General features: G+C 58.5%; 23 protein-coding genes. 7 read left to right on the plus strand and 16 right to left on the minus strand.

The annotated features are described in order from the left end of the window. Nucleotides 1-96 precede the first annotated feature (96 nt). From H8F01_RS20135 to H8F01_RS20145, 3 genes are read left to right on the plus strand one after another with little or no spacing between them, the layout of a single operon-like run. Nucleotides 97-1,563: an efflux transporter outer membrane subunit gene (locus tag H8F01_RS20135; RefSeq protein ID WP_187056783.1), complete on the plus strand. Its 1,467-nt coding sequence runs from the start codon at nucleotides 97-99 to the stop codon at nucleotides 1,561-1,563. Further along, entirely contained in the window at nucleotides 1,560-2,765 is a 1,206-nt protein-coding gene (locus H8F01_RS20140; RefSeq protein ID WP_187056784.1) for an HlyD/EmrA/EmrK family protein, read from the plus strand. The genes H8F01_RS20135 and H8F01_RS20140 overlap by 4 nt, the downstream gene beginning before the upstream one ends. Before the next feature lie 40 nt (nucleotides 2,766-2,805). Further along, entirely contained in the window at nucleotides 2,806-4,329 is a 1,524-nt protein-coding gene (locus H8F01_RS20145) for a DHA2 family efflux MFS transporter permease subunit (RefSeq protein ID WP_187056785.1), read from the plus strand. Nucleotides 4,330-4,403: 74 nt separating this feature from the next. Here the strand turns inward: H8F01_RS20145 and H8F01_RS20150 are convergent, their stop codons facing one another. From H8F01_RS20150 to H8F01_RS22030, 3 genes are all read right to left on the minus strand, one after another. Beyond that, nucleotides 4,404-5,240, minus strand: coding sequence for a helix-turn-helix transcriptional regulator (locus tag H8F01_RS20150; protein ID WP_187056786.1), 837 nt, complete (start codon nucleotides 5,238-5,240; stop codon nucleotides 4,404-4,406). Between the two features lie 10 nt (nucleotides 5,241-5,250). After that, entirely contained in the window at nucleotides 5,251-6,216 is a 966-nt protein-coding gene (locus H8F01_RS20155) for a helix-turn-helix transcriptional regulator (RefSeq protein ID WP_187056787.1), read from the minus strand. An 88-nt stretch (nucleotides 6,217-6,304) separates the two neighbouring features. After that, nucleotides 6,305-6,619: a helix-turn-helix domain-containing protein gene (locus H8F01_RS22030; RefSeq protein ID WP_425490123.1), complete on the minus strand. Its 315-nt coding sequence runs from the start codon at nucleotides 6,617-6,619 to the stop codon at nucleotides 6,305-6,307. Between the two features lie 270 nt (nucleotides 6,620-6,889). Between H8F01_RS22030 and H8F01_RS21920 the strand changes: the two genes are divergently transcribed. Further along, nucleotides 6,890-7,141, plus strand: coding sequence for a hypothetical protein (locus H8F01_RS21920; RefSeq protein ID WP_238481075.1), 252 nt, complete (start codon nucleotides 6,890-6,892; stop codon nucleotides 7,139-7,141). Nucleotides 7,142-7,740: 599 nt separating this feature from the next. Next, nucleotides 7,741-7,932 (plus strand): hypothetical protein, encoded by a 192-nt coding sequence (locus H8F01_RS20165; protein ID WP_187056789.1) that lies wholly within the window; start codon nucleotides 7,741-7,743, stop codon nucleotides 7,930-7,932. A 301-nt stretch (nucleotides 7,933-8,233) separates the two neighbouring features. Here H8F01_RS20165 and H8F01_RS20170 read toward each other — a convergent pair whose 3' ends face one another. The 9 genes from H8F01_RS20170 to H8F01_RS20210 form a co-directional block, all read right to left on the minus strand. After that, on the minus strand, nucleotides 8,234-9,151 hold the full coding sequence (locus H8F01_RS20170) for an alpha/beta fold hydrolase (RefSeq protein ID WP_187056790.1): 918 nt from the start codon (nucleotides 9,149-9,151) through the stop codon (nucleotides 8,234-8,236). A 62-nt stretch (nucleotides 9,152-9,213) separates the two neighbouring features. Next, the gene (locus H8F01_RS20175; protein ID WP_187056791.1) at nucleotides 9,214-9,963 is read right to left on the minus strand and encodes an SDR family oxidoreductase; all 750 of its coding nucleotides are present in this window, start codon (nucleotides 9,961-9,963) and stop codon (nucleotides 9,214-9,216) included. A gap of 238 nt (nucleotides 9,964-10,201) precedes the next feature. Then, nucleotides 10,202-10,924, minus strand: a complete 723-nt coding sequence (locus tag H8F01_RS20180; RefSeq protein WP_187056792.1) for an SDR family oxidoreductase — start codon at nucleotides 10,922-10,924, stop codon at nucleotides 10,202-10,204. Nucleotides 10,925-11,031: 107 nt separating this feature from the next. Continuing rightward, complete coding sequence (locus H8F01_RS20185) at nucleotides 11,032-11,271, minus strand: YgaP family membrane protein (protein WP_187056793.1); 240 nt, start codon at nucleotides 11,269-11,271, stop codon at nucleotides 11,032-11,034. Between the two features lie 231 nt (nucleotides 11,272-11,502). Then, nucleotides 11,503-12,435, minus strand: a complete 933-nt coding sequence (locus H8F01_RS20190; protein WP_222615691.1) for an AEC family transporter — start codon at nucleotides 12,433-12,435, stop codon at nucleotides 11,503-11,505. A 73-nt stretch (nucleotides 12,436-12,508) separates the two neighbouring features. Continuing rightward, complete coding sequence (locus H8F01_RS20195) at nucleotides 12,509-13,372, minus strand: alpha/beta fold hydrolase (RefSeq protein ID WP_187056794.1); 864 nt, start codon at nucleotides 13,370-13,372, stop codon at nucleotides 12,509-12,511. Between the two features lie 71 nt (nucleotides 13,373-13,443). Beyond that, entirely contained in the window at nucleotides 13,444-14,040 is a 597-nt protein-coding gene (locus tag H8F01_RS20200) for a TetR/AcrR family transcriptional regulator (protein WP_187056795.1), read from the minus strand. Between the two features lie 202 nt (nucleotides 14,041-14,242). After that, entirely contained in the window at nucleotides 14,243-16,516 is a 2,274-nt protein-coding gene (locus tag H8F01_RS20205) for a nitric-oxide reductase large subunit (protein ID WP_187056796.1), read from the minus strand. A gap of 135 nt (nucleotides 16,517-16,651) precedes the next feature. Continuing rightward, nucleotides 16,652-17,086, minus strand: a complete 435-nt coding sequence (locus H8F01_RS20210; protein WP_187056797.1) for an Rrf2 family transcriptional regulator — start codon at nucleotides 17,084-17,086, stop codon at nucleotides 16,652-16,654. Nucleotides 17,087-17,422: 336 nt separating this feature from the next. Between H8F01_RS20210 and fdxA the strand changes: the two genes are divergently transcribed. Next, complete coding sequence (gene fdxA, locus H8F01_RS20215; RefSeq protein WP_187056798.1) at nucleotides 17,423-17,746, plus strand: ferredoxin FdxA; 324 nt, start codon at nucleotides 17,423-17,425, stop codon at nucleotides 17,744-17,746. A gap of 216 nt (nucleotides 17,747-17,962) precedes the next feature. Here fdxA and H8F01_RS20220 read toward each other — a convergent pair whose 3' ends face one another. Both H8F01_RS20220 and H8F01_RS20225 read right to left on the minus strand, forming a co-directional pair. Next, a complete protein-coding gene (locus tag H8F01_RS20220) occupies nucleotides 17,963-18,757 on the minus strand; it encodes an SDR family NAD(P)-dependent oxidoreductase (protein WP_187056799.1) in 795 nt (264 codons plus the stop codon). 376 nt (nucleotides 18,758-19,133) lie between these two features. Then, a complete protein-coding gene (locus H8F01_RS20225; RefSeq protein ID WP_238481076.1) occupies nucleotides 19,134-19,682 on the minus strand; it encodes an acyloxyacyl hydrolase in 549 nt (182 codons plus the stop codon). Nucleotides 19,683-20,277: 595 nt separating this feature from the next. On the opposite strand from H8F01_RS20225, the gene H8F01_RS20230 reads away from it, so the two are divergent. Next, nucleotides 20,278-23,298 (plus strand): sensor histidine kinase, encoded by a 3,021-nt coding sequence (locus tag H8F01_RS20230; RefSeq protein ID WP_238481274.1) that lies wholly within the window; start codon nucleotides 20,278-20,280, stop codon nucleotides 23,296-23,298. Nucleotides 23,299-23,886: 588 nt separating this feature from the next. Here the strand turns inward: H8F01_RS20230 and H8F01_RS20235 are convergent. After that, complete coding sequence (locus tag H8F01_RS20235) at nucleotides 23,887-24,432, minus strand: hypothetical protein (RefSeq protein WP_187056801.1); 546 nt, start codon at nucleotides 24,430-24,432, stop codon at nucleotides 23,887-23,889. 792 nt (nucleotides 24,433-25,224) lie between these two features. Beyond that, the gene (locus H8F01_RS20245; protein ID WP_187056803.1) at nucleotides 25,225-25,884 is read right to left on the minus strand and encodes a MipA/OmpV family protein; all 660 of its coding nucleotides are present in this window, start codon (nucleotides 25,882-25,884) and stop codon (nucleotides 25,225-25,227) included. Between the last annotated feature and the right edge of the window lie 18 nt (nucleotides 25,885-25,902).

Below are 25,902 nucleotides of genomic sequence, written 5' to 3' on the forward strand. Positions count from 1 at the left end.
CAAGTCGGCTAGGTCGTGACTCGATAATGTTGTTACTAAGACGGAGTGAAGCCGAAATCCGGCGACCCTGGTCACCCGTAACAATGGCGACGACGCATGTTCAAGTACAAGCCCCTTGTCGCAATGGTGTTGGTTGTCCCTCTGCTTGCCTGTGTCAACAGTCGTGGACTTCATCCGCAGCTGACCCCTACGCAACCATCCGACCTTGGCCTCGCGCGGCAACTTGACGAACTGCACGCCGCGCCTGGCCCTTGGCCAGCACAGGATTGGTGGACTGGCTTGGGCGATCCCCAGCTTGATGACCTAATCCATCGAGCGCTGGTGACTAATCCGGATATCGCGCTCGCCGAGGCGCGCCTGCGAGAAGCGCAGGCCCGGGTTCAGGAAGCCAATGCCGCGCGCGGTCCGGATATCTCGACGACCGCGCAAGCAGCAGGCATGTACCTTCCGACGACCCTGCCACCACCGGTCGGGGTGGGTCACTACGTATTGGAAAAACATGTGGACGCCGGCCTCCACTGGGACCTTGATCTGTGGGGCGGCCGGCGAGCTGCGTGGCAAGCCGAACTCGGACGAGTGCAAGTGGCGTCAGCGGAGCGGCAAGCGACACGAATCGCCCTTTCAGTCAACGTGACGCGCCTCTACGCTCAGCTCGGGCACGCGTTCGTTACACGCGACATCGCAGGGATCGAGCTTGAACGCGCGCAACAAAGCCAGACTCTGACGCGGCAGCGTGTTGAGGCCGGCATCGACAGCAATACGCAGTTGCGCCAGATTGACGCCGAAGTAGCTAGCGATCGGGAGCGGGTGACAGCGGCTGACCGGGATATTGTCGCCAAACGGTTGGCATTGGGCGCGTTGATCGGCGAGGGACCAGATCATAGTCTGGAAATGGTGCGTCCTCGAAAGATAGCTCCCCTTGATGTTGCCATTCCGGCCTCCCTCACACTCGAGATCATCAGCCACCGGGCGGATCTTACAGCGGCCCGCTGGAGCGTTGAGGCGTCGCGTCAAGGTATCGAAGAGAGTCGCGCTTCATTCATGCCCAACGTGAGCCTCGGCGTTCTCGCTGGCTTTGTGAGCGTGGGCGGTAGCAACGTGCTGCAACTACCCGCAAGGTTCTACCAGGTTGCCCCTTCCATCAGCCTGCCGATCTACGATGGCGGGCGTCGGCGTGCGGAGCTTTCGGGCCGAAACGCGCAGTACGATGCAGCGGTCGCGCAGTACGACGCCACCCTAGTCCGCTCAATCAGCGAGGTGGCAGATCAGCTGTCCGCCCTACGGTCCCTTGGGAGCCAGGCCGATGACCAGCAACAGGCTTATCTAGCGGCTAGTGACGCTTGGCAACTTGCGGAACAACGCTATCGATCTGGTGTCGGTAGCTTTCTCGAAACCCTTGTGGTCCGTCAGCAACTTCTGGTTGCCGAACGGCATCGTGCTGACCTTCGTTTTGAAGAAGTGGACAGTTCAATCCTTCTTATCCAGGCTCTGGGCGGTGGGTATCGACCCGTGTCCGACGCAGCGCCACCGACCGCCACCGCGGACCTTCGAGAACACCCATGAGCAGCAAAGCAGAATCCCTGGACGCCCCCGGCGCGTCGACACCAACTTCGCCACGCCGCCGCTGGCTTTTGCGCACGTTGGCATTGACCTTGATGATCGGCGCAATCAGCGTGGTTGTCTGGTACCTGATGTTCGGTCGATGGTCCGAGGGCACAGACGATGCCTACGTGGGCGGCAATGTTGTCCAGATAACATCGCAAGTCAGCGGCACCGTAATGCTGATCGGGGCGGATGACGGCGATCTTGTGCATAAGGGTGACATACTCGTCCGACTGGATAAATCTGAGCTTGACGTCGCGCTTGACAGGGCAAAGGCCGATCTGGCGAGCACGGTGCGTCGCGTACGCGGCCTGTATACAAGCGCCTCAGGTGCGGCCTCCGAAGTTGCACTAAGCAACGTCGCACTTGATCGGGCCAAGAAGGATTACGAACGTCGGCGCGATCTTGCCCGATCAGGCGCCATCTCGAGTGAGGAGCTTGCTCATGCGCTCGACGGACTACTGTCGGCGCAGAGCGCCCAGACCAATGCAGCCCAGCGCTATAACACGAGCCAGGTGCTCGTGGACGACACCGTCGTTTCCTCCCATCCAGATGTGCTGGCCTCAGTCGCTCGTCTTCGGGCGGCCTATCTGGATGACGTCCGTACAGACATTCTCGCACCGGTGACCGGCTACGTGGCCAAACGTAGTGTGCAGCTCGGGCAGCGTGCGCAGCCGGGCTACGCCTTGATGGCCGTCGTCCCGCTCCGGGAAGTATGGGTAGACGCAAACTTCAAGGAAACGCAGCTACTCCACATGCGCATCGGGCAGCCGGTTGCGGTTGAGGCGGATGTATATGGTGGTGACGTGCGATACAAGGCCGTGATTGAAAGCCTGGGGGTCGGCACGGGAAGCGCGTTCTCGCTCCTTCCTGCCCAGAATGCTACGGGCAACTGGATCAAGATTGTGCAGCGCATTCCGGTTCGATTGCGCTTCACTGAGCCTGCGGAGCTAGATGCGCATCCGTTGCGGATTGGTATGTCGACTGTAGTTGACGTCAACCTTCATGACCAATCAGGCCCATTGCTCCCTCCGCAGAGCCCGAAGTTGCCAATCCTTGCAACGGATGTCTATGCGCACCAACTAGCGGACGCCCAAGCTCTGATTGATCGCATCGTGCATGCCAACAACCCCACTGCCTTTGCCACGGCTGGCAAGCGTTGAGGCGCAGTACCACCATGACCCACGTACTGCGAGAAACGCCATGAGTGAAACCTTTCGTCCCCCTAATCTTGCGTTGGCTACGCTTAGCTTGTCGTTGGCAACCTTCATGCAAGTTCTCGACACAACCATCGCGAATGTGTCGCTGCCGACCATTGCCGGCAATCTCGGTGTCAGCGCCAACCAGAGCACTTGGGTTATCACCTCGTTTGCGGTGAGCAATGCCATTGCACTCCCGCTGACAGGATTTATGACGCGACGTTTTGGTGAAACTCGCCTGTTCGTATGGTCAACCCTGCTGTTCTCGTTGGCATCGTTTCTCTGCGGAACGGCGCAAACGATGAGCATGCTCATTCTCTTTCGTGCGTTGCAGGGCGCCGTCGCGGGTCCGATGTACCCGATTACCCAAAGTCTCTTGATATCGATCTATCCACCGCATAAACGTGGCATGGCCCTGGCCCTTTTTGCGATGGTCACGGTGGTCGCCCCCATCGCGGGACCCATCCTCGGGGGATGGATAACTGACGACTACACTTGGCCGTGGATCTTCTTCATTAACGTGCCTATCGGAATTTTCGCGAGCTTGACGGTGGCTGCGCAGATGAAGGGGAGGACGGAACCCACAAGTCGTCCCAAGGTGGATTACGTTGGCCTCGTGACTCTTGTTATTGGCGTGGGTACTTTGCAGGTGGTTCTGGATAAGGGGAACGACGAGGATTGGTTCAACTCGACGTTCATCGTTGCCATGGCGGTGGTTTCGGCCATTGCCATAGCAGTCTTTCTAATTTGGGAGCTGACCGACAAGGAGCCTATCGTCAACTTGAAGCTGTTTAGGCACCGCAATTTCAGCATGGGCACTCTCGCCCTAGTACTGGGCTATGCGGCTTTTTTTGCCATTAACGTGCTTGTCCCGCAGTGGTTACAGCGTAACCTTGGATACACCGCGACGTGGGCTGGATTTGCGACAGCGCCGCTGGGCGTGCTTCCAGTCATCCTTACGCCGGTAGTGGGGCGCTATGCGCCGCGATTCGACCTCCGTGTGTTGGCCGGATTCGCCTTTCTTGTGCTCGGCGCCACATGCCTGATGCGGTCATATTTCTATATCGGCATTGACTTCCGGCACGTGGCGATGGTGCAGCTACTCCAGGGTCTTGGGGTCGCATTCTTCTTCGCCCCTGTGCTGACGATTTTGTTGTCGGATCTGGCGCCCCATGAGATTGCCGATGGTGCCGGTCTAGCCACGTTTCTGCGTACGTTGGGGGCGAGTTTTGCGGCGTCGCTCACCAACTTCCTATGGGACCATAGAGCTATCGTCCATCACGAACGACTTGGGGAGCACGTCACTATTTACGACCCCACGACAACCGCTGCTCTCGGAGAGCTTGGGGGACAGCAGGATGCCGTTGCCATGATCAACCAGACCTTGACACAACAAGCGTATCAGCTGTCCTTCAACGACGTCTTCCACGTTCTAGGGTGGATATTCCTCACACTCATCGCGGTGGTGTGGCTAGCGAAGCCCCCCTTCGAGCCTAAAGCAGGCATGGCATCGGGTGGTGGCCACTAGAAAACCGCCTGCCACCTCTTGGCGAGTAGCGCTGGTGACTGGCCGTCTTCTCTGAGGGAGCGGGACCGCTCGGTTCAACCGCTGCCCTCTCCGGCCAGGCGCTGCGCCTCGGCCGGCGACACGCTGCGTAGGCGTCGGAAGACTTTGGTGAAATGCGAAGGATCCTTGAAGCCTGCGCGCTTTCCAATCTCCGCGACGGAAACATGTCGGAAATTTGGAGATCCGAGCATACGCTCGGCAAGATGGATTCGCGACTCCATCAAGAGGCCGCCGAAAGTATCTTCGCTTTTTGCAAGCGCTCGATGCATCGTTCTCGCCGAAATGCCCAGCGAGCTGGCAATAGCGGGGGCCGTGATCCCCGGGTCAGAGCATCGCTCGAGAATGCTGGCTTTGACTCGGTCACCTAGGTCGGCGGCCAATGGAGTCGGTGATACGTCACGGTGGTTGGCTTCGGCCACCAGCGCCAATAGGGTTCCGATCTGAGCAGCCAAAATAGCGGGAGCCACTGGGCCGGAGTGAATCACCTCGCCGGACAGCTGCGCTAGGAAGGCATTCAGGGCGGCCGCCCATCTGGATTGATCGCGCATGGGTTCGCCGAGCAGCTGACGCGGAGACGCCACTCGTTCGTGAAGCCACTCGTTGGGAAGAAGCCAATGCATGATTCCTGCCGACTGGCCTAATGCAAAGTGAGCGAACATCTGCTCATCAAGTACCACTGCCTCGCCCGTATTGAGCGTGCGCTGAGCCGGACCAGGAAGCAGTCTCGGGATGCCGTGATTGAATAGCAGGTGATAGACGTCACCGCTTAGCCTGTCGGCCGTATCCCCTATGCCACCCCAAAAGGCTGTGTCGCACTCGAGCGTGAGTGGTCCCAGGGCGATAGAGGCAAGGTGCGCGTCCGTCGTGCTCATAATCCGATGTCTATGGGGCAGGAGAAGGGCGAAGCTCAGAGGGTAGATGACCCGTGCGCTTACGGATCGCTCGGGCAAAATACGCTGGGTCAGAGAATCCGCAACGATGGCCAATCTCGGCTACGGAAATGCGGCGTAGCAAGGGCGAGGTCAGCAATTGTCGGGCTTGCTCGACTCTCGCATCCATGAGGACCTGAGCGAATGTTGTTCCGCACGCCCCGAGGGCACCGTGCATGGCACGTTCCGACACATCCAGGGCCCCGGCGACCGCATCGGAGGCCAAGCCATGTTCCGTGCAACGCTGAAAAATCATTGACTGGGCTTTGATTCTAAGTGCACGCTGGGCAAGGCTTGGCCGAGCGGCGCGCCCGTTAAGCTCGTGCGCGACCTGCGCTAACAATCCACCGACTTGGTCAACGAACAAGCGGCCAGGCAACGTCGAGTTGCAAACCATTTCCGGTGACAACCCACTGACAAACGTAGATAGCGCACGCCCCCATCCCAAGTCCCGCGGGATGACCCGTCCAACCAAGAGGTTCGGACTGGGAATCCATTGCCGCAGCCAGGATTCAGAGATCTGCAAATTGACGATGTCGTAGGCGTCGTGATCCAGCTCAAAGGGCAGCAGAGTGTCGGCAAGGACCGCATCGCCTGTCCTAAGAAGCATTCGATTGCGTTGGATGAAGCGCCATCCCGAGGCCAAGTTGATAACTAGATGAATGCTTCTCGCAGTGCTTTGGGCGAGCTGACGCTTTCTGCGCAGGCTGCGATGTTTCGTTCCCTGCATGCGAAACATGGTGATGGGACCAAGATTGGTCGATATGAATCCGGCATTGAGCGGTCCGGGTTCGTCGCAGACGACTTCCATAGGCGTCAGGTTGTTCGACAGCGTGGCGGCATAGTAATCCCGCCGTTCGTTCTCCGGCACATCCAGGGTGGACCATCGTTGAATTTGCCCGGAGACATCGACGGACATGTGTAATTCCCAAGCTATGGTGTCAGAGGGTGTTGAAGCACGCAGAATTGACGAAGCTCTTTCGGATTTCGATCAACCGCGTGTAATGTCACCGAAAGATTCGGCGATAGTTCCCCGGGGTCATCCGCAATACCTGGGCGAAGCTTCGGCACAGGTGGCTTTGGTCGGAGAATCCAGTTTCCTGGGCGATCTGGGTCAGCGTACGGTTGGTCTCCCGGATAAGAACGGCGGCAGCGGCCACACGACGCTGCACAAGATAACGGTAAGGTGGGGTGCCGGTGCTACACCGGAACGCACTGATGAATCGGCTCACGGAGAGCTTGGTGATCGCTGCGAGGTCGGCCAGTTGGAGGCGTTCCGCCAGGTGCTGCTCGATGTAACCCTTTACCCTAGCCAGGGTCATTGGGGGTAGCGCACCGGGCGCGGGGCGATCGAACACTGAGAGCTGTGACTCCTGTGGCGAGTCCTGATCCGCCGTCAGGTGCTGGAGGGCATCCAGGAGGGCATCAGTTACGGCGCTTCGGCAGGCCTGTCCGTTCGGCGAAATAGTTAGACCCGGGTCGCCGTCAGGTATCCGCACGGTGATGAGGAGGCGGACCAGCGTTGAGGCGCTCGTGGGTAGGTCATGATGAGGACTTGGCGCGTCGCCATCGCCGACAGCGATGACGCTCGCATGATCGATATCAATATCCAGATTGTGCTCGGCTGGCCACTTCCCCGGTGGATACGCTCCATAGATGGCCAGCCGCCCGAGATGGGCCAGGACATCAGCAACATGTTGATTCCGCTGGCGAGCCTGGTCCATTGGTCCAGTCTGGAAGGGCCGGCGGGCGGGCGAATCGCAAGCACGCCGGCCAAGGGGGCGTGCCATATGGGCCAATCGTGCTGGATCGGTCATGGCGATGTGCGCTACGAGTTGGGGTGACTGTAGCTTCGATGAAGGAGACCCGTGCGAATGGACTGAAATCGGCATGATCTCGAGGAAATCTGGTCTCTGCGTGCCACTGGACTGATAACCCAACGTTACCTCGCCGTGGAGAGGGAGCGCTGGGTCGTTGCCTCCTGAAACCAGGCTAGCCTTGATGGAACCAGATGCCGATCCAGCATTTCTTGAACATTTTTATATGAAACGTGCCCTGCCGCGGACGAGGAACAGTAGGCTCGGCCAGCCGTGACCCGTCCGGGGACGCACTAGGAGGGGAGGGGCGCCATTGGCGCCGTTGTGGTCGAGATGGGGAGGCCAATCCTTCCCATTCCTGGCGAATCAGGGGCGTCGCTTTCGAGCGTTACCACGGTCGTCACTACGTCGATGCCATTGGATACTTTTGCGTAGAACCTCCAACGGTTCGTGCTATTGGACAAGCCATAGGCCCATTGCTGGGCCTATGGTTGAGGTGCCAGCTCTGAGCCAATTCGCCAATGCGCCCCACGTCCATTCAGACCGACCAGATTTACGACACCCGTCTTGCAGAGGTCCAGGAGGGCGATACGTCCACCATGCCTTGCATGAGGCGTCCTCCATCGATGGCCGCAATGCTCGCTGTGCTCGAGTCCGCGCGAAAGGTCGAGACATCGTTCCTCGCCGTGATTGCCTGGTATCGCGACGTTGCCATCGCCGAGCTCGATGGATGCACCGCGCGCGAACTGGTAGCCAACGGGCGCGCGGCCGACGTCATCGACTTTCTAAGCGACATCCAGCAGGGGGGGAGGGACTAGTTTTCGCCTGGCTGTGATGTTGCGGACAAAGACCGATCGCATTGTCGTCGGTGTCGCGCGTGGCCAGCTGTATCGTGGCATAACATCGGCGCACTTGGCTTGACTGGTAGCAAGCGGTTGATCCCTAGCCATCCGCGAGGGATCAGTTGCCTCGGGCCGCGGTATCGCGCTTTTGCGCGATCCGCCGTTCAAGCCTCAACCTGGCCCAAATAACCCTAGTGCTGGCTGCGCGGGGGCCAATGGGTGCCCTCTGCCCGATTGCTTTGGGCACCACGGGTGAGAGGATCGTTGCCCTCTCCGATCAAGGCTCGCGCACAAATTGGTCGATCAGCGCCGTGGTTCTCGCGGGTTGCTCCTCCATGACCCAGTGGCCGGAGCCAGCAATGACCCCTGCCGTAACGTCAGTCGCAACGTTGCGAAGGTTCTCAGCCATGCGCGTGCCATACGACTTCTCGGCGCCAAGGGCGAGCACTGGTATAGCCAGCTTACCGTGGCTCGAAAGTAGCGCTTGATTGTCGATGGCGTCTTGCGGAAATGCCGCGAACTGCGCAAAAGCATCATGGATGGCATGAGGTCGGGCGTAGAGCGTCGCGTAGTGCTTGCGAGTTGCTTCGTCGATATTTGCAGGGTTGGCTGACAACTCGTTCCAGAAGCGGTCGAGATAGATACGTTCGCGGCCGGCGACTAAACGCTCTTCGTCCGGTCCGTGAAAATTGAAATGCCAAGTGCGAGGGGAGCGCAATTGCGCGTCCCAATCCCCAATGCCAGGCAGAGGGGCGTCAATAGCTACCCAGCGCGTTACTCGGCTGGGGTGCTGAACAACGAATGCGTAGGCAACCATGTTGCCGATGTCGTGGCTGACCAACGCCACTTGGTCGACGTGCAGCTGGTCAAGCAAGTCGGCGATGTCTTGACCCTGATTCTTCTTCGTGTAGCCATCAGGAGCAGGGTCGGACAGCCCCAGACCGCGAAGGTCGGGAACGATAACGGTGTGATCTTTCATCAGGGCGACAGCTGCTGGCTGCCACATGTCGCCGGTATCGCCGAAGCCGTGAAGCATTAGTACTGCCGGGCCATGGCCACCCACGCGAACATAAAGATGTGTGCCATTGGTTTGGATCAGCTGATCGTGAAAAGCCTTGGGGTAGGAGGGCACGCCGGCGTGTACCAACCCACTGATGCCAAGCAGCCCAGCTGCGAGAATAAGGTAACGACGCATAGCGGTTCTCTCTTTGCGCATATAAGTTTGCCTGGAGAGTGTGGACTCTCCAGGCAAACAGGTCAGAGCTGGCTCATACCGCCGTCGACGACGATTTCGGTGCCGACAATGAACGCGGACTCCGGCGCGGTGAGGTGCAGCACGGTGGCTGCAATCTCCTCCGGACTCCCGAATCGGCCAAGTGGGATCTGGGACTGAATCTGGGCTGCCACGGTTTCCAGCGTTGCTGCATCCACGCCAAGCTTGCCGTAGATGGGGGTGCTAACCGGCCCGGGACTCAGCACGTTCACGCGTGCGCCGCGCGGCAGCAGTTCGGCCGACAGCGTGCGTGCCAGGCTGATCAGTGCCGCCTTGCTGGCCGCATAGATTGACGTGTCTGGCATGCCGATGCGGGCATTGATCGATCCATTGATGACTACCGCCGCCCCTTTGTTAAGGAGGGATTGCAGAGCTTGCAGCTGAAAGTACGGCCCTTTGGCGTTGGTATCGAAAATCTGATCCCACAGCGACTCGGTGGCATTGTCGAGCGAGGCGAACTTTGCGACCCCGGCGTTGACGAAGATTGCATCGAGACGAAGGCCACGACCCGACAGATCGTCGGCCAGCGTCTTGGCAGCAGGGAGCGATCCTGCGTCGTTGACGATTCCAATAGCACTTGTGCCAATGGATTTCGAGGCCTGATCAAGGGCCGCTTTGTCACGGCCTGTGATGACGACGCGGGCGCCTTCTTCGGCGTATGCCTTGGCCGCAGCCAGGCCGATACCGCTGCTGCCGCCGGTGACGAGTACGGTCTTGTCGGAGAAACGTTTCATTTGATGATCCTTGTTGGGGGAGGGAAGGGACAAGGAGATGGTGCGCTCGGGAACATCCATAGTCGTTCCACTAGAACGATGCACATGTTCGAAGATATCGAACATGTCTTCAGGCCGACAGCCCTGCCGCCAAGACTCAATTCGTTATTGGCTGGCGACGCACACGGGGTGATCAAATGGCCTGTCGCTCTGCGGTTTGCCTAGCCACGATGGGGGTAGGCAAACCACGCCGACGTCTTCACGTGGCGGCGCGCCCAACCGAGGCACCGCCATCGACATACAGCGTCTGCCCGGTAATGAACGAAGCATCGTCCGAAAGCAGGAACTCAACCGCGGCGGCGAGTTCGTCAGGTTTTCCTAGCCGCCGCATCGGGACAAACGAGAGGAAACGCTGCTCAGCCTCGCTTCCCCGAGGCGTGTTGGAGCGAAAGAGCTCAGTTTCAACCGGTCCAGGTGCCACGGCATTGACCGTGATCCCAGACTCCGCCAACTCCAAGCCCCAGGTGCGAGTAAAGCTGTTTACTGCAGCTTTGGCCGCGCCGTACGCGGTTCGCTGTGCGAATCCTAGCGCGACAAGACTCGTAATATTCACAACGCGTCCCCAGCCCTTGGCACGCATCTGTGGCAAAAGAGCTTGCACAGTTTGTAAGGTTGGGACGAGATTGACCCGGAGAATGTCATCGAGATCATCGAGGTCGACGTCACCGACTGGCGCCAGCTTCACGTAGCCGACGTTGTTGACAACCCCATCAAACGAGTACATGCCCAGAAGGCGCGTCAGGGCCTCGTCGGTGGCACGGCGATCGCCGAGGTCGGCGGATACCAGCGTTCCAGGAAAGCTGGGGTCATCCGCGTTACGGGCAAGGCCGATGATTTGATGCCCCGCATCGGCCAGCCGGGAAGAGATTGCTCTTCCAATGCCCTTAGTTGCGCCTGTTACGAGGAATGTGCGACGAGACATGGTTTCTACTCCGGATTCACTTCACTAGGTTGGGTCGGGCTCTCGAGCCGCAGGCCCCTCTGGATGGCGATCCGATTCGTATCGGATGCCATAATTTCAGCGGCACGTCACAGATCGTTGGCATGCACATTTCGAGCGAGCTTCCTGCCCGCCAGCGCGCAAGCGGGGCAAAAGCCGAGAATTCCGGTTATGCCGAAGCCTGCGCCGGCAATCGCCACAAGCCAGCTCCATGGCGATGCGAGGAATGCCAATCCCGAAATGATGATCAACGCCGCGATGAGCATGCGGACCATTCGCTCCCACGCCGGGAGATTCTTGACGAAGAAGGCTGTTCTGACGAATGACATAAACTGACTCCCGTGTGGTGTGGCGATACCTGAAAGGGAAGGCGCCGGGCAGCTTCCCATCACGTTGATGCTTTGACGCCGTCAGGCGCTCGAATCTCGGGCACCTCGTGAGAAAGCATGGTCCGTGGCACGTAGTGCGGATTGAACAAAAGTCGCATCACTTTTCGATTCAAACGAGTTAGCGCGGAAATTTTTGATGGCTCATAGCAAGCAGCAACGCGCATCAATCCATTAGCCTGAACCCAGGAGGGCAATAAGGCCTGTAATGGTGATCAGTGAGAGCAGAGTGGACATTAAGATGCTTCCCGCGACCGCCTGTGCATCCCTTCCGTACATGTTTGCGAGCATGTATGGACCTGTGCCTGTTGGTAGTGCGGCGATGACCACAGCCACTCCGGTCAATGCCGGTGAAAGGTGAAACACCATGTGAGCGAAAACCCAAGTCACGGACGGCTGACCGAAGAGCTTGAGAGCCACTAGCGGTGACACCTTCGACCATCGGGTAGGTTGGCGCTCCTCACCGATGAAGGCGCCCAGCGACACGAGTGCACAGGGGCTGGCTGCATCGGAAAGGTACTTGAGAAAATGATCCGCCCCCGTGGGGACAGTCGAAACAGTTGCGCCATAGATCACCCCGACAACCGGGGCCATCACCATAGGATTACGCACGACGGACACCAACGATTTTCGAAGGATATGCAAGCCGCTCCCTTGGTTCTGACTCCATTCCATCAACGCGACCGATACCCCAAACAGTGCGCACACCGTCACGATCGCGCTGATGGTGACTGAGGTCAGGCTGGATGGACCAAATGCAGCGAGGCACAAGGGGAATCCAATGAAACCCACATTGGCGTAGGACGCGTTGAGTCCGCCTAGACTTGCGTCTGCCAAATCGTGACCCCGCCGTCGCCCCTGAGCGATGGCCGCCACAAAGATGACGCCGCAGCCGATCCCAAAAGCAGCAGTGAAACCTGGTTGCGCTAGATCGGACCAACTAGCCGTCGCCATGATGCGAAAGAGCAGTGCGGGCATGGCGACGTACACGACAAACCGGTTGAGCTCTGCGGCCGCCGTTGGGCCCAGCCACTGCTTGCGCCGAGCGAGCCAGCCCGCACCAATCAGAGCAAAGACGGGCAAAACGATATTGAGAAGGACGTTCATGATGAGTTGGTCAGCCGGGACTGCCGCGATGCCTGGTCGGCGCTACGCGCCTTCGAAGCTTTGGATCAGACGATCAGCCGTTCCAGCCCTTCAAGAAGTCCAGCAGCAGCTCGTTTACGATCTCAGGCTGCTCTTCCTGGACAAGGTGACCCGCACCCGGGACAGCGTAGGTGCGCAGGTCGTCCGCCATCTCCGCCCACACTGCCGGCATATCAAACATCTTGCCGACGCCATCGAACTCCGCCCCCCACAATGAAAGCGTAGGGACGCGGATCTTTGTATCTGCATCCGCCATGTCCTGGGTGACGTCCACGCTATTGGCGCGGTAGTCGGCTAGCGCCCCACGGACCGCTCCTGGCTGGCGATAGGCATCAACGTAGGTGGCGATGTCTTCCTTAGTAAAGGCAGCCTTGTTGTGGCTCCACGCTGAGAAGAAGTAGCGAAGCCATGCCTCTTCCCGGCCCTCGATAAGCGCCTCGGGCAGATCCGGGACGAGATGAAACATGAAGAACCAGTACACCTTGGCCATCTTGGCGTTGAATTCACGCGCCACAATGCGGGTGGGCACATTGTCCATGACCACCAGTCGATCCAGTGCCTCAGGGTGGTCCTTGGCAAAACGAGTGGCGACGCGAGCGCCCCGGTCATGACCCACAAGGGCGACCTTCTCAAGGCTGAGTGCACGCATAAGCTCGCGCAGATCCAGTGCCATGTTTCGCTTGTCGTAGCCATCCACCGGCTTGTCCGTTTTGCCATATCCGCGCAAGTCTGGGGCGATCACGCGGTATTGACGCGACAGCGCTGCGATCTGGTGTCGCCAGCCATAGTTGGTTTCAGGAAAGCCATGCAGAAGCACGACGGGCGCGCCTTCTCCTGCCTCAATGAAGTACTGATTGATGCCGTTGGCCTGTATGTTTTTCGACTGGATCTTTGACATGATTTTTCTCCGCAGAACACCGCGCCCGTATCCACGATACGTGCCAACAATGATCTGAGCTTGAGAGAGGTTTAGTTGGGCGACGTGGTGCCCAGCATGGTGATGGCGGGTCCGACCAGGCCTTCAATGAGGCCCTTTTCAGGCCGCACGCGAGCGAGCACGCGCATGCCCATTAGGATGGCGAGGAAAGCACGCGCCAGATCTTTGGGTTCTTTGGTGCGGTCGATTGCCCCAGACGCCTGGCCGGCCTGCAGGCAACGAAGGAAAAAGGTTTCGATGAGCCTCATTTCTTCGGCGACAAGTTCCTGAAGATCCGCGTCTTCGGCGGTGGCCTCGATGGCGCTGTTCACCAGCATGCAGCCGCGATGTTCCGCGTCGCCGAGGGATACTCGGGCCATTTCTTTCAGGAAAGCCACGATCGCCTCCCGAGGCGGATGCCGGGCCTCGATGCGGGTGATGCGTTCGTGTAGCGTTCGAGCCAAGTAGCGGTTGAGCACCGTGAGGAACATCGTTCGCTTGTCGCCAAACGCGTGATACATGCTGGTCGCTGTGATACCAGCCTCACGGGACAAGTCTCGCGTGGACGTGGCACCGTAGCCTTTAGCCCAGAAGAGTCCTTCTGCGATATCCAGCACGTCGTCTTCGCTGAATTGTTTGTGCCGGCCCATGTGTTGCGCGTCCAGGATCTGTTCTGGGAATACTGTATCAGTCGGTACATTAATATAGTGTATCGATCGATATAATATTTTTTCATAAGCGAGGGCAACGGACGACGGAAGAGGCGCCAGCTTCGTCGGCCGGGCACTGGCATGGAACAAAAAAACCTCCAGCCGGTGACGCGCTGGAGGTTTTTGGGTGAGGATTTCCTTGTCAGGTTATCCGCTCAGTCACCGAAGACAGCGATCTGCGAGTCGCCGCGGGCGATAGCAGTCGCACAGCAAACGCCGCAAGGCATAGAACGCCGAGGGTGAAGACAATGTCGCCCGGCACGCGCAACCAGACCAGCGTCTGCATCAGCGACGAGTGCACGATGGCCGGGGAACGGGCATACCAAAGGCCATGTTCCACGCTCGCCCATGCCTGGTAAATGCCGGACGGTAGCAGTGACATGAAGACCATCATGCCGAGACCAATGTTCAGCAACCAGAACATCGGCTTCAGCCACTCGTCGGGCCAATGCCCCTTGGGGGCCAGACCACGCAAACAGAACAACGTCAGGCCAATGCCGAGCATGCCGTACACCCCAAACAGCGCCGCGTGGCCATGCGCGGGGGTGAGGTTGAGACCTTGCACGTAGTAAAGCGAGATAGGCGGGTTGATGGTGAAGCCAAGGAGGCCCGCGCCCACGGTATTCCAGAAGCCCACTGCGACAAAGCACAGGATGGTCCACCGATAGGAAGCGACCCATGGTGCAGCCTTACTACGTTGATAGTTACGCCACCCCTCAAAGCCGATCAGGGCCAGCGGCACCACCTCCAGCGCAGAGAACATCGCGCCAAAAGCAATCACCGCGGTGGGTGTTCCTGTGAAGTAGAGGTGGTGAAGCGTGCCCAGAATGCCGCCGAACAGGAACACGATGGTTTCCAACACGATCGCGGTGTTAGCCGTGGTGGCGCGGATCAGGCCGAGGCGAGAGAAGATCAGAGCGATCACCGCCGTGGCAAAGACCTCGAAGAAGCCTTCGACCCACAGATGCACCAGCCACCAGCGCCAGTACTCGATCATGGAGTAATGAGTGCGTTCCCCCCAGGCCAACGAAGTGGCATAGAACAAGCCGATGCATGTCGCCGCCACGAACACCATGGCGATGAGTCCACGACTTTCGGAGGGTCGCTTCAGCGCTGGCCAGAGGCCACGAGCCATAAGTAACAACCAGAACATGAGCCCGATGAACAGCAGGATCTGCCACACGCGTCCCATGCTGGTGTAAGCCAGGCCCTGGTTGCCTAGCCAGAACGCGTAATGGAAGCCCAGCTTTTCGAGGGTTCCCACCCATCCGCACAGTAACGAACCAACAACAACGAACACCAGGGCGCCGAACAGGGCATTCACCCCCAAGCGTTGATGCCTCGGTTCATGGCCAGAGAGCGCTGGTGCAATATACAGGCCAGTAGCCAACCACGCCGTTGCTATCCACAGCACGGCGAGCTGGGTGTGGATGGTTCGACTGGCGACAAAGGGAAGTATCGACGCGAGTGGCAAGCCGAAGAAACTACGCCCCTCCACGGCATAGTGCGCTGTGATCACCCCCATGGATATCTGAAGCAGCATCAGGGCGATCACCACGTAGAAATATTTCTTGGTGGCGCGCATGGATGGCGTCGGCTTGAGGTCAAAGAGCGGATCGGACTTGGGCGGTGAAGGGTCGCCTTCTTCATGTTGGGAGACGTGATACCAGACCATGCCAGCGATACAGGCAATCAGTCCGATGATGCTGGCAATGGACCACATGCCATTGGCGGTGGTTGGCACGTTGTCGACCAAGGGTTCATGGGGCCAGTTGCTGGTGTAGGACAGATGCGTTTCACCCGGCCGGTTCGTTGACGCCGCCCAGGCGGACCAGAAAAAGAAGGCGGGGAGCGCCTTCAGGTCCTCCGCTGACGTCAGCGACGCTGGCATCATGGCGTACTGTTTTCGCAACTCATCGAGTGTTGGGTCGTTACCAAATAGTCCTGAGTAGTGCTCAGCAACCGCGGCTATGGCAGCCGCCCGGTCCGTTGAGACGGTCAAGGTACCGGTTGCGGGGTTGTATGTATTCGTGCGCAGGGCTTCTTTGAGTCGCGCAGCAAGTGCGCCTTGAGCGTCGGCCGGGAGTGTGTCGAATGATCCGTGGTAGTCCCGCTTAGCCCAGGCATCACGCAGGGTTAGCGCTTCCCGATGCAGCCAGTCGGCGGACCAGTCAGGTGCGATGTAACTGCCGTGGCCCCATACGGTGCCCATCTGCTGGCCGCCAGCCAGAAGCCAGGCTTGTTGCCCGCGCTGAATCTGTTCCGCGGTGAAAAGTGTCCGACCATCGCTTGTAGCCACGCGCTGTGGGATAGGGGGGGCTGCGAGATAGATCTCGCGGCCTAGCCAGCCCAGCACCGCAAATGAAGCGAAGAACATTATGGCGAGCCATCGCCATAGCTTTCGCGTTGATTGCATGAAACGTCTCCTACCAAAAATTAGGATGTCTACAAAGATATATTTAGAATGCAACTTATAAGGTAGTGATACTCGATATCCATGAGGATTCCTGGGGTGGGGGGGGGCAGGGCCCGCGAGCGCGGGCCGGGAGGGTCAGGCGATCTGTAGCAGTGCGGCTAATGGACGGGGTTTGCTGAGGAGATCAGCTAAGGTGTACTTGTCGAGGACCTGGTACATGGCCTCGACCGCTTCGCCGAAAATTCCCTTGAGCCGGCAAGCCGGCGCGATGCGACAGCACGATGTCGCTGGATCGAAGCACTCGACTAAGGCGCTCGATGACTCGGAGGCGCGTACCAACTCGCCAATGGAAATCGCTGCGGGATCCCGGGCAAGCTGCATGCCGCCGCCCTTGCCGCGGACAGTAGTCAAGTACCCCTGGTGAGAAAGCCAGTTAATGACCTTCATGAGGTGGCTGTCTGAGATGCCGTAAGCGGCCGCGATGTTGCCGCGCGTGGTCAGCGTTCTATCGTTGAGCCCGACGTACATCAACGTCCGCAAGCAATAGTCGGTAAACGTGTTGAGTCGCATGACATTCACTAAAGTAGCATTTAAGATGCATCTTAATCTTGTCGAAGCGGAAAGAAAAGGATGCCTCTCGTCGCAACCAGCTTATGGGTCTACGGAGACGTCTTGCCCAGGATCAAATTACTGTGGACGTTACCCTCGGTGCCGTGTCCTGCGGCGACGCAAGTAGGCGCTTCGATCGGACCGCCGGTGGAGGTTCGATGGTGGCCGAGGACGAAGCCTCGATGGCGCGTAAAGCGCAATGAGAACCTGTTGTGGCAGCCCCGATTCTGATGTGAATCAATGCCCCCAGTGACTCGATAAAGAAAGCTGGCCAGAGAACTTCACGAGAGCGACAACATGACTCACGTTGTGACCGATAACTGCATAAACTGTAAGCACACGGATTGCGTTGAGGTATGCCCTGTTGACTGTTTCCATGAAGGTGCGAACTTCCTCGTGATCGACCCCGACGAGTGCATCGATTGCACGCTCTGTGTGGATGAGTGTCCCGTCGATGCAATCTATGCTGATCACGAAGTTCCAGCTGGGCAAGAGCACTATCTTTCGATCAACGGTGAGTTAGCAAAGCAGTGGCCCGTCATCAGCGCAAAGATTCCGGAGCTGCCTGAGGCGGCTGAGTGGGATGGTCGCCCCAACAAATTGGTGCTGTTGATCCGTTGACGCATCTAGAGCCGGGTTGGTTGCGACTGATCCACTCCGGTCAAGTAATTGGCCATGGATTCGTCAAGGACCATGGAATTCGTGTGGCAAAGAACCGGCAAACCAGCGCCCTTCGTCGGCATAAAGCGTGCTCGCAAAGTCTCGCCACCGACTAGGTCGCTGACGGTCGCTCCTGTGCTCGAGGTCGCCTGATCTGTACCGGTTCGACACGAACCTTTAAGCAATTGAGCGAACCACGCCACCATCGACGCGAATGGATGCACCCGTTGTAGCTGAGGCCTGCGTGGATGCGAGGTAGACGCACATATTCGCCACCTCCTCCGGAGTTGCTAGTCGCTGGATCAGCGAGGTCGGGCGGTGCGTTAGGATGAAGTCGCGCTCCACATCGTGCACGGAAGCGCCCTCAGTGGCTGCAATCTTTTCAAAAAACTGGCTAACTCCCTCGGAACGCGTTGGGCCAGGAAGCACTGCATTCACAGTAACGCCGGTGCCGGCAAGTGTTTCGGCAAGACCGCGAGCCACTGCCAATTGAGCGGTCTTCGTCGTTCCATAGTGGACCATTTCAGAAGGGATCTGCAGAGCGGATTCACTGGAAATGAACTGGATTCGTCCCCATCCCTTTTGAATCATCCCTTGCGCATAGTGACGTGATAGGCGTACGCCCGATAGAACATTGACCTCAAAGAAGTGCACCCAGTCATCATCGGGGATATCGAAGAACGGCTTAGGCTCGAAGATGCCGAGGTTATTCACAAGAATGTCCGCTGCTGGCTCACGTTCGATGAGGTTCCGGATACCGTCTGCTGTACCCAGGTCGCCGGCGACCCCCGCAACGTCCGCATGAGGTGACTGGTCGAGAATCGTCTTGATGGCCTGGTCCACGCGACTTTGGGTTCGCCCCGTAATGATCACGCGCGACCCGGCATTCGAAAGTCCAACGGCTATGGCCAAGCCGATACCTCCCGTTGAGCCAGTGATCAAGGCATTACAGCCGGTCAGGTCGATGTCCATGTTTGGCTCCAAAGGGAGATTCGGTTTGGCATGTCTCGCCAAGTGACTGACTATTAAGCTTGTATAGCAGGCTGAGATATGTGAGTCCGTGATGATCAGGTGAGATGGAGTGGCTGGATGGCTCCGCAGGTGTGGTAACTAGCGTGTGCGGACAGGAACAATCGACTCGAGCGACTTTGGCGTTATCGCTGACCATGTGGTGTGCATCCGTTTAGGATCCCCAGAGCACGCGGCGGTTGCTAGAACAAAAGTAGCGCGACTGACATCTTATTTCCCATGCGTCAGCTACAGAACCGAAACAGAAGTGTCCAGAGGTTACGCCGGACGGCGCCCGACTCTGTCGCGCCGAGCACAGCGATGCTCGCCGACCCACCCGTTAGAGTGTGAAGCCGAGACCGGCTAACGCCATCGTTTCTCCGCGATTGGGATCGTGAAGGCCTCCGTTGGAGATATGGCGAAGCTGGAAGCTGAAACGCCGCCCCTGCCATCCGAGCGTGCTTACAAACTCGTAAGGGCTGCTTAACGCTTGAGTCGGCTGGTGGTTGTAGGCCAGCTCAAAGCCAAAGAACAGCGGCTGATACCACGTTTGCTGGCTTCCTATGTGTAAGCGCCCCCCTCCGGCGAGCAGCTCCGCATTGTGTGAGGTCCGATAGCAGCTTGGCTCGTACCGGGGAATGTTCCGACGTTCAATCCAACCCAGCGATAGCACAGGCTGCCAGGTGATTGCTGCGGTGCCGATGGCACGTTGCATTCCCATGATTTCAGTGAAGATGGCGGTAGCATTACGGCCATCCATGTAGCTTGGTCCTGCCTGCAATTCAATGCGAGGTTCGTAGGCGGTGGCGATCATGGTTGGCATGGCCAGAAAACAAGCGGACAAAGCACGCGAGGCTATGGACCAGCCCTTGGAAAAGGTATCCGACATAGTTTCCTACAATTATTGTAGATAAGTTCGTGGCATATTCATTCCGCCGTTGACGATGATCATCGGTGTCAGATTTGCATTCGTCGTCGAGCGTTGCCGAATACTGATGCGCCTTGAATTCCACGGCTTGGATGTTCTGCCTTGGTGTTGGACTTTTCGGACGTGATGTGAATTATCACCGGGCGATCGCCATTCGCCGGTTCGCGCCGGGGCCGGTGCGTTCGGCACCTGCATCTAAGTCGATCGGTCTGCTTTTCGCTGGACGCTGGCGTATTGCGGGACCAACGCGGGGCGTCGTCAGTCTTGTGTCAGGGGTGCGATGCACGTCCGAAATCGCCCTCACCGAACGCCAGTGTCCGAAGTGCGCATCGGATCAACGTGCGCCGTGCTGCCAGCGAGAAGGACAGGACCTGCGCCGGATTCTGTTTGTGAAGCGTTCCGATTACGATTGCGCGCGCCTTGTCAGCAGTGCGCCGTCTGCTTTTACATGTAGCTACTGCTGGGAGGCGGTATGGGGTTGGTCGGTACTCAATCTCGTTGGGAACGGATATCACGGACGGTTCTCAGAGCGAAGCGGGGCGCTGTATTGACTGCAGTGCTGCTGCGCCAAATCAATCCGGTGGCGCGACCGGCGCGCTATGTTGCCTCGTTTGGCCGGACAGCCCTCGGGACAATCTGGGCGGCAGCGATGTTATTGGGTGGGTCGCTCACAGCCTGTGCCCAGGAGGCGTCGCCTCCAATCTGGCGAATCGACCACTTCAAGCACACTGGATTCTCGGAGGACCAGGGTGCGCCCACGGATGTCTCTTCAATGGCCCAGACGAGAGATGGCTATCTCTGGGTGGGTAGCGCGGGCCAAGGTTTGGTCCGATTCGATGGGCTGAGATTTGTTCCATTTAGCCCAGCGCATGGGGAACACCTGCTATCCCCTCAGGTGGCGGCCCTCTTCGCAGCCGCGGACGGCGGCCTCTGGATGGGATATGAGTTCCAAGGGGCGAGCCTTCTGAAGGGAGGGCATCTGACGCATTACACCGTTTCCGACGGTTACACAGTGACAATCACGAGCAATATTTTTGAAGGCTATCGCGGTCGGATCTACGCAATAGGTAATGATCGATTCATCGCCATGAGCCAAGGAAGATGGTCTCCAGTCGTACGCGACGAGCCTCAGAGGCGTGTGCATGCCGCTGTTGTCGATGGCAAAGGGGGAATATGGCTGGCTGGGGAGGATCGTCTTTACTGGTGTAGTGAGGACGATTGCCATATCGAAGATGTTCACGTTGAAACACCGCATCGCATCATCAGCATGGCAATATCACCCGAGCATGTGCTCTATGCGAGCGAAGCACTGGGTGTTATCCGCCGCTTCCGGATCGAAGGCGTTCACCTAACCGAACTTGCGGCGGTCCCCGTGTTCTCTGTATCACCGTCATTCGACCGACACGGAGGAGTGTGGCTGCCTTCACTCGGGCACGGAGTGTTACGGCTTGCCGGCCAAGCTATAACCCATGATGACATTCAAAAGTCGCCGCCGGCGGACACGTACGGAAAAGCGGATGGGCTTACTGGCGACTATGTTTGGCCATCACTCGTGGATTCTGAGGGGGACATCTGGGTTGGTACGCAGTATGGGGTTGATCGATTTCGACAGGTCTCGCTCGTTAAAGTCGTCGCGCCATCTGGGCTTCAATCACCGAAAGTTGTGCCCGGAGCGCGGAGTGAGGCCTGGGTGGGCAGTGGCCTACCGCTTATGCGATGGGATGGCTCCACGCTGAAGCCCACGACTGTGGGTGCGTACGCTTTCGGCATGTGCACCGACGCCACTACTGGCAAGAGTTGGTTGGCATATTCGGACGGGTTGTGGGAGTTGACGGATCTAGGCCCCAAGCATGTTGCGCCGGCACCGTCCTCCCTTAAGGTAACCGCCACACAAATGGCTTGCGGGAATAATGGCCAGATCTTCGCCTTCTATCAGCTGCCTGTCGGTAGTTTTGAGTGGTCGGATGGACGATGGAAGCGACGCCCTGAACTTGATATTCCCAGCATGATTGTTGCAGCGCCCGATGGCCGATTCTTTGTGGGACGCAAGCCGGGCCGCCTTGTAGTCATCAATGGAGCCGAACGACGCGAGTACGGTCGAGCCGATGGCTTGAACATCGGGAATCCCAAGGCAATGGCGACGTTCCAAGGCGCGTTGGTTCTGGGCGGCGACGAAGGGCTGGCCTTCTTCAAAGACGACCACTTCCACGCACTCGTGCTGGCTGGACCAAGACCACTCAAAGACGTTACCGGACTGGCGTTCGACGATTCGGGGGCACTTTGGGTTCATATGCCCGATGGCGTTGCGCAGATAGCAGGCCGGGATATTACCGCTGCGGTGAGCGACCCCAGTCACAAATTAAGCTTTCGCTGGCTCTCATCCATCGACGGCATGCCTGGTGTGCCGGCTCAGGATGTTCCCATGCCTTCCCTGTCCCAAGGGGGCGATGGCCGCCTTTGGTTTACGTCGCAATCCGGTATCGCGTGGCTGGACCCTAGAGATCTGGTCACAAATACGGTGCCACCAAGACCGCGAATTGAGGCGCTCGTTGTCGATGGCGTCCGGTATCCCGTGGAACAGACCGTGAAGGTCCTGCCTCCGCGCCCTCGATCCGTCGAGATTGATTTCAACGCACCACTGTTGAGAGCCGCCGAAAGTGGGCGATTTCTCTATCGCCTCGAGGGTGTGGATAGGGATTGGCAGGAGGCCGGCAGCAGACGCGAGGCGTTCTACTCAAATCTCGGCCCGGGCGATCACCGGTTCCATCTTCGGGTGGCAAATGAGAACGGCGTCTGGAATGACGCTGACTCGAGTCTAACGTTTCATATTCAACCCGCTTTCTATGAAACCTGGTGGTTTCGAGTCTTCTGCGGCCTAATGCTGGTCGGCGCAGCATGCATTGGCTACGTGCTGCACATTCGACAAGTCACGGCCAGGCTGCGGATCCGAGAAGACGAACGTATGCGCATTGCGCGCGATCTCCATGACACCTTGCTTCAGAGCGTTCAGGCCATGCTCGTCAGGGTCGAAACGATTAAAGATCGAACAAGTGACCTTTGGGCGAGGACGGAAGCTGAGCGAGTTGCGGACTGGGGGCGGCAAGCGGTCTCGGATGGCCGAACAAAGGTGGCCCGACTGCGATCCGATGATGACGAGGCCTATTCACCGATTGCCGAGGTGCTTGAGATTGTCCGCGACCTGAGTGAGTCCGCGGGGATCGTTCTACACACCCACCTTACGGGTGGCGAGCCGTCGTTGAACTCCTTGGCTGCGCATGAGGTTGCCAATGTGATTCGGGAGATATCGAACAATGCGCTGCGTCACTCCGGCGGCAAGAATTTGTGGATTTCGATCAACCATGGAAACCGCGATTTCGTAGTCTCAATCAAAGATGACGGCCACGGAATCGACGAATCGATTCGTGCAAGCGGCGAGAAGAGCGGGCACTGGGGGTTAAAGGGCGCCCGTGAGCGCATTTGCAGCTTAGGTGGCACGCTGTCCATCCAGACCACCGGTTCATTGGGCACGGAAATCACCGTTCGCGTGCCGACCCGTCGACTGCATCAGCGGGCCTAGGGAGCTCGTGGCGTCGCGTGAAATGGCAGTGAGGGATCGTGTGACCCCTCGTGTATGACGCTCGCCCGATCCCTCGTGCCATAGCCTCCAAAGTTGAATGCCGGCGATCTGCCGCCGAATGGCCATTACTGTTGACAGCGACTTCCCATGGCTCGGGCATCCCGTCTGCTTGTGTCGGAAGTAACTCCGCATCAAGCGCCGGCCCGGCGTCGGTTGACGACTCCGGCGGCGTAAGTACGATCTTTCTGGGAGGCTCCATCTGGCGCCCCGGCCACGGGTCGACGTGCGCATTTTCGACCCAAAACTACCCCGGGGCCTGACTAGGGAAGGGTGCCTGCCGCGCCCATGGCCGCTAACCGACAATCCTGCTTTCGACCCAAGGCAGGCATTGGTGTCGCTACGGCCTCGACGGCTACGCCCCTTGCGCTGATCGTGGCTCGGCCGGACCATGCATGCAAGGCAGTTGGAGGGTTGATCCGTGTCTCTAGCAGCACCAGAAGAGTTCGTCTTTGGGGCGTGCATGGTCCAGGTTTACACCTCGCCCATGGCTCCGCCTGGTTCCGTAGGGTGGGTGGGGGCGTGGGAGGTTTACACTCTCCCGTGGTACAGGGCGAAGAAACCTATCCATCTTGGACAGACAGATGTCGAGTCCAGCTCTGAACTGGCCCTAGCGTCCGCTTCCAGCCCGGAGCCGGCAATTGGTTTACTCTGGGCAAGTGAAGCTCGGTACATCTTCCCCTCGGTTTGGTTCCGGGCACGGTTGATGGGCCGAGCTTCCATCGCCTCGGGGTGCAGTCTGCTTTTGACCCACGACGGACATACTGAAAGCTGAAGGCGTGGTGACAAGGCGTAGGGGCGAGTCGTGCGAGCAGGGATAAACGTTTCATGTGCCTGGTGCGAGCGAAAGACCTTGATGTCGATCTGGAACCTTATGCCTTCACCTTCGACGGCGCGTGTTTCAGTGAGATGCGAGCATTGCCGGCTCAGTTCGACAATACCTTGGCCAGTGTCCGTGACGCTGTCCTTGTCAGCACTGTTCTTCAGTCTTGTCGCGCTCGTTTGTGCTTCGAAGTGGCTGAGTGATCTGCCGGCATTGGCTTTCATCATTCTGCTGGTATCGCCTTCGGTAACCATCCCGGCTCTGGTAGGTGCATACGTTTTTTTGGTCAGGAGCCATATGGGTCGGTATCGCCTATGACGGTAATGTCCGCTTCCGACCCAAAGCGGACCTTGCGGTGGTGGGCTATCGTAGGTGGGAGCCAGGCGAACAGGGGGGAGGGTGATGCGCCAATACAGGACGTGGTTTGCTCTGTCTTTCTTTTGGGTTCCTCTGATCGTGGCGCTGCTTTTGAATCCCGGGCGCAACGGAAGTCATCTCCCGTCCCTCGGTAGTCCTCAATTAGCACTGCTCGGGTTTTGCGGCCTTTTGATGGTGGTCTATTTTCTGGCCAATGTCAGCGCGGAGAGATTTCGGGCGGTCTGCTGCAAGCGTGACGTAGCCTCCTGGTCCACCGTGGGACAAGCATGGTTCTCGTTGGCCCTCGGGCTAATGGCCGTGTGGTGGTCAGCAACTAGTCTGCTGAACCGCTAAGGTCCGCTTTCGACCCAAAGCGGACCTTGCGAACTGGGCACGGGAAGGCCAGTCGCCATGAAAACCCGGAACTAAAGCGACAGCCACGAGGATTGGTTCCCATCAAATCGGAAGAGTATCGGCCCTGGGAAGGCGGCGTCTTCTTCGGATAGCAAAACCGTCTCGAGCCAAGCTTCAACTCGCCAACCCTCACCCGCGGTCATTAGTTCGAGCGCTGTCTGGCCATCGAACACTCGAATTGGCGTGCAATGAAACCACTGCCAGACCGCCGCGCGGTCTGGCTCAAGGCGATCAGCGAGCAAAAAAATTCGACGGGTTAGGCTATTGGCCACGACTTAGAACGTATAGCCCAAGGCAACAAAGTAGCTCTCAGCACGCTTACCGTTGACCATCGGGCTGTCCTGCACCGCGCTGGGCAGTGCTGTGTAGCGTGCACCACCCGAGACGCTCCACTTCGACGTGAATTTGTAGGACGCCACAATACCTACGTAGGGAAGTGTGCCGCCGCCTGGCCGGTAAGAAGGTAGCCCGCTGCGCAGCGCCTCGCTATCACTTACGCCGTAGTAGTAGTTGTTGAGCTCGCCCGTCATGTACGTGGCGCCTACGGTGGGTACAAAACGCCAGTTGCCATGCACCCACGGATAGCTGTAGTTAGCATCGAAGGAGTCGCCACCACCATGGCCGGTGATTTCCTTCTGGGCAGTGACTTGCACTATGCCCCAGCTATCGTGATGCCGCCATGCAACACCACCCAATCCCGATAGCTTACGGTCGGAAAGCAATCGCAGCTGAGGGTTGGTGGTATCCGTGTGGTCGAACTGATTTCCGAGAAGAGAAACGACGGCCGACAGTTCATCATGATCGCTATTGAGAAACTTGTAGCCGAAGCTGATGCCGCGAAAGTAGATCGACTTTCCTTCGTAGCTGACAAGCGGGAGCGGCCACGGAGTCTTGTCGTAATTGCGGTAGGGGCTCGGGCTCCATGCCGCGCCCATGCCGACCGTCCAGCTAGG

This window comes from Dyella telluris, from assembly GCF_014297575.1.
Taxonomy (GTDB): Bacteria; Pseudomonadota; Gammaproteobacteria; order Xanthomonadales; family Rhodanobacteraceae; genus Dyella; species Dyella telluris.